Below are 6,381 nucleotides of genomic sequence, written 5' to 3' on the forward strand. Positions count from 1 at the left end.
TTACTAACCATCCTTGCTGTATTCGTACTCAACCTCATTGCAGGGGTGTATCCTGCAAGCAGAGCTGCAAAAATGGACCCTGTAGAAAAGCAATAGCAACACATTAAGCATAAGAACAGGGGAAAAGTGTATATACGAGACTTACATAAGGGTGTATAGATGAGCGGGTTTTAATCCCTTTTTTAGTACCCCCACTCCCCAGCCCGCTCATACCACCCCCATTAAGGTAAGCAAGCATTTTAGTATAGTAAATGATAGGGAATGTTAACATATATACTCTTTGCTTCTGAATTTTAAGCATGTTTAAAATTTTCAAGCACAATTATTCCAGGGACTCAAACAGATTCCTTACATAACCTGCCAATTGTATACTTATATCTACAGAAGACATCATAGTATCAGTCCTTACTATACTGCAATCCATATTTTCAAAAGAATTACAAACCTGTGGATCACGGATATCTGTTACAAACACATCCAGAAAGTCATGATAGCACCTTGCAACTTCATTTGAAGAAATACCGTAACCACATGCTTTCATAAGTTTACCAGCAGGACCGCTAACAGGTTCATTCCCGATAATAGGACTGATTGCAACCACATTTTTACTTTTAAGGATTTCAGGCATTCCATCAAGGGATATGATGGGCCCTATGCTTGTAATCGGATTGCTGGGTCCAATCAGGACATTGCTATCTTCCCGTAGTTTTTCCAGCACAGCAGGGGATATAGAAGCTTCACCGATCCCAACCATCTTAACTTCAAGTACATCGGGTTTGCCCTGATGCTTAATCCAGAAATCCTGGTAATGCATCCAGCCCTGGGGTGTGCGGATGATGGTGGATACCGGATCATCTGACATCGGCAGGATGTTGGCCTTGATACCAAAACTTGAACAAAGGTTTACAATTGCTTCAGTCAGGGTAGCTCCGTTGCGAATCATTTCAGATCTCATGATATGCGTGGCCCGATCCCGGTCCCCAAGCATCATCTTTTCATCATAACCACAATCCTTCATAGCATTGAAAGTGCGGAATGTATCACCTGCAATACCCCACCATTTATCGCGATCTATCATACCGGCAAAAAGGTAGAGTACTGTATCAATATCCGGTGTTACAAGATTACCCGATACCCACAGGTCTTCCGCGGTATTCACGACAACTGTAATTTCTTCTTCGTCCATTGTCCGCATCAGGCCATCAAGGAACTTGGGGGTGCCGGTTCCACCGGAAAATATTATCACGATATTACCTCAATTTACTACCAAAATCACAACATCATTATAATATGAACGGTTATTTAAAAACATGAAGGTCATGAGGGACCCCGTACACGGTCATGTCGAACTTGACGAACTTGCAGTATCCCTTATGGATACACCCCGCATGCAGCGTCTCAGGAGGATACGCCAGCTAGGACTTTCCAACCTGGTATATCCGGGTGCCAACCATACTCGTTTTGAACATTCACTGGGTGCACATCACCTGGCTACAACCCTTGCGGGAGAAATAGATTCAGTACAACAATCTGAAATCGATGAACTCAGGGTTGCTGCAATGTTGCATGATATAGGACACGGACCCCTTTCCCATGTGACAGAAGGCATCATCAAAAAATATACCCGCAGGGAACATGAAGATGTAAAACACCTGCTGCGCAAAGGGGATATAGCAGAAGTTTGCAGTGATGCCGGCCTCAACATATCCAGGATCGCAGACCACATCCTGGGCAAAACCTCCCTCGGACAGATTATAAACAGTGAGATTGATGTTGACCGCATGGATTACCTCATTCGTGATGCACATTACACTGGCGTTGCATACGGTCTTGTAGATCATAGCCGCCTGATCCATAAAATGCAATTCTATGAAGATAAATTGGTTGTAACAGAAGGTGGACTCAATGCAGCCGAATCCCTGCTTGTATCACGTTTTTTAATGCATCCTTCGGTATATTTCCATCATGTGACACGCATCTCAGAAACAATGATAACAAGAGGCATCGAATATTTGATAGAGCAGGAGAAACTCGATCCCTCCAGCCTTCAGGATATGGATGATTACCGCCTGTTTGAAACCATGCGCCAGGATGGTGGTTACGCCGGGGAGATGATCAACAGGATTGATGAGAGAAAACTGTACAAACGTGCCCTTTATGTAGGGTTTGATGACGTTGATGAGAAGGTTTTGGGCTATCGCAAATCCATCCAGAGGGTGGAAAAAGAAATAGCAGAAGAGGTGGGAATTGATGAAGAAGAAGTCCTCATAGATATTCCGAAATTGCCCCGTATAGAGGAAATGAAAGCATTGATCAAGGTCAACGGAAAGAAAATGACCCTTGATAAAGCCTCCCATCTTGTAGCAACTCTTGAAAAAGCACACCGTGATAACTGGAAGCTTGGGGTTTATACCCCCAGGGAACACAGGGAGAAGGTGAAGAAAATAGCAACCGATTTTTTCGAGGTTAAAAAACAGACCCGACAATACAAGTTAACGGATATATAAGGCGATATAAGTGGAAGTAATTGAAAAAAAAACTGGGAAAAGGAAACTTTTTCTTAGATGGCGCATTATTGGAGACAGTTTGCTTGTAACACTTACGGGCGGCGATGAGCATATAGGAGCAGTTGCTGTGGGTAATTCTGGTGCGTCCTCGGTCATTACCCTGCCCGGACACAGGGATGATGAAATTGCACACAGACAGGCAGGCCGTATCAACAGGAAAACCGGCAAGGATACTGTTTTCCTTGTAGGAATACACTTCGACAACATACAGCCGGATGAGATCAGGAAAATATGTGATACCGCAGAACTTATGGTTGACGAACTTATAGATATAATTGAGGAATAATATGGAAGTCGTAGTGGGAATCAGTGGGGCCTCCGGGGCACAGTATGGGATCAGGTTACTTGAAATATTTGCAGAAAAAGGGATTTATACACATCTGGTAATAACCTCTGCAGCCAGGCAAATAATAGATATAGAAACAAGCTGGAATATTCAGGAGGTGGAAAAACTTGCCTGTGAGGTACACGGGGAAAAAGACTTTACAGCTTCTGTAGCAAGCGGCTCCCATCCTTACAATGCTTTGGTAATAGCCCCTTGCAGCATGAAAACCGCTGCATCCATTGCCCACGGGATCTCCGATAATCTCCTGACAAGGGCTGCTGATGTCTGCCTCAAGGAAGGCAGGAATGTTATCCTGATGATAAGGGAAACCCCCTACAGCCGAATTCATCTGGAAAACCTGCTCAAACTTAAGGAATCCGGCACCCATGTTTTGCCTGCATGTCCTGCATTCTACAATAAACCACAGTCAATAGACGACTTAATTGATTTCATGGCCGGGCGGGTACTGGATCTTCTGAATATTGATAATGACGTATATCCCAGGTGGGAAGGAGACACCAGCTGAACTGGTTTTCACCCTCTTCTGCACCCTTCAATAGTTAGATATATCTAGGAGAAGTGCATTTAGGGTGGATGCCCTTACATCATGTGGGATAGTAGGGTAGCCTGGCCGATCCTCGAGCGTTTGGGACGCTTGGACTGCGGTTCAAATCCGCGCTATCCCACCACTATTCTTCATGTAAATAGGAATTTTAACGAATATTTTATAAACCAGCCTGACGTGGGAAAAGCTATGGCTGCCAAGAAGGTAAAATTGTTTGCCAATGTCAGGGAAAGGGCCGGAACTTCTGAAGTAGAGGTCAATGGTGATACCGTTTCTGAGATATTGGATGAAATAATTGCAAAATATCCGAATCTTGAGGAACTTATATTTGAAGATGGTAAAAAACTCAGGGGATATATAAGCATCCTGATCAACGGGGAAAATATCCAGCATATTGAAGGTACAGACTCAGCAATTACAGACAAAGATGAAGTCGCCATATTCCCCCCGGTTTCCGGTGGATAAATAAAGATGGTGGGACGATCCCATGGAATACCGGGATGTTACCAATCTCTTTTTCATAGGAACTGGCGGGTTCCTGGGAGCTATATGCAGATATGGCACTTCAATCTTAATCCCCGGTGGCTGGGGAACACTGGTTGTGAACGTACTGGGAAGTTTCCTGCTGGGATTGTTGCTGTTCTACTCTGACTATATCGGTTACCTGACCCCACGCATCCGAATGTTTGCAGGCATCGGATTTTTAGGTGCATTCACCACATTTTCCACATTCATAGTCCAGACCATGCAAATGCAACCTGTATACGGGTTTGCAAACGTAATGATAAACCTTACAACTGGCCTAATTGCAGTATTTCTTGCAAGAAGCCTGATAATATATATCGGAGATAGGTGAAATGGATATGACAGACTATTTGCTTGTTGGAATCGGCGGGTTTATCGGTGCAATCCTCAGGTATATGGTAGCAGGAATGACCCCGAAAAAAGGAGATATACCCACAGGTACACTCACAGTAAACATCATGGGTACAACAATACTCTCATATCTTACATATTCCCATGCCCTGCAGCATCTTCACCTGTTGAATATAGGTATTCTGGGTTCATTCACCACTTTTTCCACTTTTACGTATGAATCATTCACACTCCTTGAACAGCAGGCCAACCGGAGTTTTCTTACAAATATAATGCTTAATTGTGTGTGCTGTATGCTCGGTGCCGGAATCGGGCATTTAGTGTCAAACTTAACCTAAAAATAGAATTCAACAACGAAGGGAGACCATATGCAATCAAAAATACTGACAATTTATCTTAGTGAAAATGACACATATAAAGGAAAAAATGCTCATCAGGCCATCATCGAATTCTTGCTTGAAAATGATGTGGCCGGGGCCACCGTGCTCAGGGGTATCGAGGGCTACGGAGTACACAGTGTAATCCATAAAACAAGTATCCTCAGGCTTGGAATGGATCTCCCCATCATAGTACAGGCCGTGGATGAAGAAAATAAATTGCGTAATATCCTGCCTGAACTCAAGAAAATGGTTCCTGATGAACTCATTATAATGCAGGATGTGGAAATCCTGGCAGGGCATAAAAGGGATTAATTTACCTGTAGAGGACTATCGCCCTTCCACGCACATCTATCAGGGTGGTGGATGTAAGAGAGGCCAGTTCCTCTGCAATTGAATCCATACTTTCACCGGGGAAACTTTTGAGGATTTTTACCTTGACAAGATGATTGGCTTTAATTTGTTTTTTCAATTCAGTTACAACCGCATCATCAATTCCCTTTTTACCCAGCGTGAGAATGGGTTTCAGGTGAGTTGCCTGTGACCTAAATTTCCTTATTTTATCCTTATCCATCAAATAACACCTGCATATAGGGACCTGCATGAAGTATATATAACTAACTTAAAGAAAAGCATTCAGTCATCCTTGATGCTCTGAATTGATATCGAACCATCCTCCACCAAATACTCAAACCAGGGAGTGGGTTTAGAAGATATGCCTACTGCACGCAGATAATGACTACCGTTTTCTTCCTGCACCTCAATCATACCGTCATAAAGTTGTTTTAAGGTAGCAATTGTACGGGAGTCATGCATCTGGTCTTCAACTACGAATAAACCAAGCCCCTTTATGGCTTTGATTCTGCCTGTGAACACGTGCATGAAACGAAATACCGTCTGGATATTAGAGTACATGAGAATGGTGGAGACAGAATTAATACAGAGAATATTATGGGATATTTGACGTTTCATCCAGAATTGTTCAAAAAACTGACTTATTCGAACACCTATACCTGTAAGATCCACAGGACTAGAAGCACGTTTTATGTTATCGGTATCATCAGCTGCCATCCCCAGCGTCTTTGTTACACAATCCACAATCCCTATGTTGGAGACAGGTATGGTTATGTCAGAGGAGGTGAACCATTCCAGGACATGTTCACCCGGTTCTCTTGTAGAGACTATGACCGAAGATTCTTGCCTTTTGAGACCGTTTTTAAGGATATGGTAGGCAACATCTTCCTTTCCACTCATAGGAGGACCTATTACCATCAGATTGCTTCCTTCACGGATTTCCCCAATAATATTATCCAGCTCTTCAATGCCCAGTGAATAGGATGTCATATACTCCAGTTGAACTCTCTATTTTAATTTATTATATAAGGATAGCCCTTAATAACATTATTCCTGATAATACCCTCAGTTATTACGATCTTGCATGTTTTACTATATGTCCGGCTTCAGGAATTACGATTTCCTCAACTGCAAGTTCCACTGCCTTTGGAGAACCAGGAAGGCAGAAAACTGCACAACCCTGTATGATACCTGCAGTTGCCCTGCTCAATATTGTGGCAGACCCTATCTGATCCAGACTTTTAAGACGGAAAAGTTCTCCGAATCCTTCAAGTTCTTTTTCAAATAATGGACAAAGGGCTTCTATGGTCACATCGC

11 protein-coding genes and 1 tRNA gene are annotated in these 6,381 nt (G+C 43.1%); 8 read left to right on the forward strand and 4 right to left on the reverse strand.

What is annotated here, in order from left to right:
- Positions 1-322: 322 nt before the first annotated feature.
- Positions 323-1,246, reverse strand: coding sequence for a 2-phospho-L-lactate transferase (gene cofD / locus A9957_RS04850; protein WP_292343353.1), 924 nt, complete (start codon positions 1,244-1,246; stop codon positions 323-325).
- Positions 1,247-1,310: 64 nt separating this feature from the next.
- Between cofD and A9957_RS04855 the strand changes: the two genes are divergently transcribed.
- The 8 genes from A9957_RS04855 (at position 1,311) to A9957_RS04890 (ending at position 5,025) form a co-directional block, all read left to right on the forward strand.
- Positions 1,311-2,507: an HD domain-containing protein gene (locus A9957_RS04855; protein ID WP_292343354.1), complete on the forward strand. Its 1,197-nt coding sequence runs from the start codon at positions 1,311-1,313 to the stop codon at positions 2,505-2,507.
- A 10-nt stretch (positions 2,508-2,517) separates the two neighbouring features.
- Complete coding sequence (locus A9957_RS04860) at positions 2,518-2,853, forward strand: hypothetical protein (RefSeq protein ID WP_292343356.1); 336 nt, start codon at positions 2,518-2,520, stop codon at positions 2,851-2,853.
- Between the two features lies 1 nt (position 2,854).
- Positions 2,855-3,418: a UbiX family flavin prenyltransferase gene (locus A9957_RS04865; RefSeq protein ID WP_292343358.1), complete on the forward strand. Its 564-nt coding sequence runs from the start codon at positions 2,855-2,857 to the stop codon at positions 3,416-3,418.
- An 85-nt stretch (positions 3,419-3,503) separates the two neighbouring features.
- Positions 3,504-3,581, forward strand: a tRNA-Pro gene (locus A9957_RS04870).
- A gap of 65 nt (positions 3,582-3,646) precedes the next feature.
- Positions 3,647-3,922, forward strand: a complete 276-nt coding sequence (locus A9957_RS04875; RefSeq protein WP_292343360.1) for a ubiquitin-like small modifier protein 1 — start codon at positions 3,647-3,649, stop codon at positions 3,920-3,922.
- Positions 3,923-3,944: 22 nt separating this feature from the next.
- On the forward strand, positions 3,945-4,313 hold the full coding sequence (gene crcB, locus A9957_RS04880) for a fluoride efflux transporter CrcB (RefSeq protein WP_292343361.1): 369 nt from the start codon (positions 3,945-3,947) through the stop codon (positions 4,311-4,313).
- A gap of 1 nt (position 4,314) precedes the next feature.
- Positions 4,315-4,671, forward strand: a complete 357-nt coding sequence (locus A9957_RS04885) for a CrcB family protein (RefSeq protein WP_128754151.1) — start codon at positions 4,315-4,317, stop codon at positions 4,669-4,671.
- A gap of 30 nt (positions 4,672-4,701) precedes the next feature.
- Complete coding sequence (locus A9957_RS04890; RefSeq protein ID WP_292343363.1) at positions 4,702-5,025, forward strand: DUF190 domain-containing protein; 324 nt, start codon at positions 4,702-4,704, stop codon at positions 5,023-5,025.
- A 1-nt stretch (position 5,026) separates the two neighbouring features.
- Here A9957_RS04890 and A9957_RS04895 read toward each other — a convergent pair whose 3' ends face one another.
- The 3 genes from A9957_RS04895 to A9957_RS04905 form a co-directional block, all read right to left on the reverse strand.
- Positions 5,027-5,284: a YhbY family RNA-binding protein gene (locus tag A9957_RS04895; protein ID WP_013038166.1), complete on the reverse strand. Its 258-nt coding sequence runs from the start codon at positions 5,282-5,284 to the stop codon at positions 5,027-5,029.
- Positions 5,285-5,346: 62 nt separating this feature from the next.
- Positions 5,347-6,054: an ATPase domain-containing protein gene (locus A9957_RS04900; RefSeq protein ID WP_292343365.1), complete on the reverse strand. Its 708-nt coding sequence runs from the start codon at positions 6,052-6,054 to the stop codon at positions 5,347-5,349.
- An 82-nt stretch (positions 6,055-6,136) separates the two neighbouring features.
- Positions 6,137-6,381, reverse strand: a 245-nt coding sequence (locus A9957_RS04905) for a molybdenum cofactor biosynthesis protein B (RefSeq protein ID WP_292343366.1), incomplete at its 5' end; no start/stop codon positions are given.

This window comes from Methanohalophilus sp. DAL1, assembly GCF_001683555.1.
GTDB lineage: Archaea > Halobacteriota > Methanosarcinia > Methanosarcinales > Methanosarcinaceae > Methanohalophilus > Methanohalophilus euhalobius.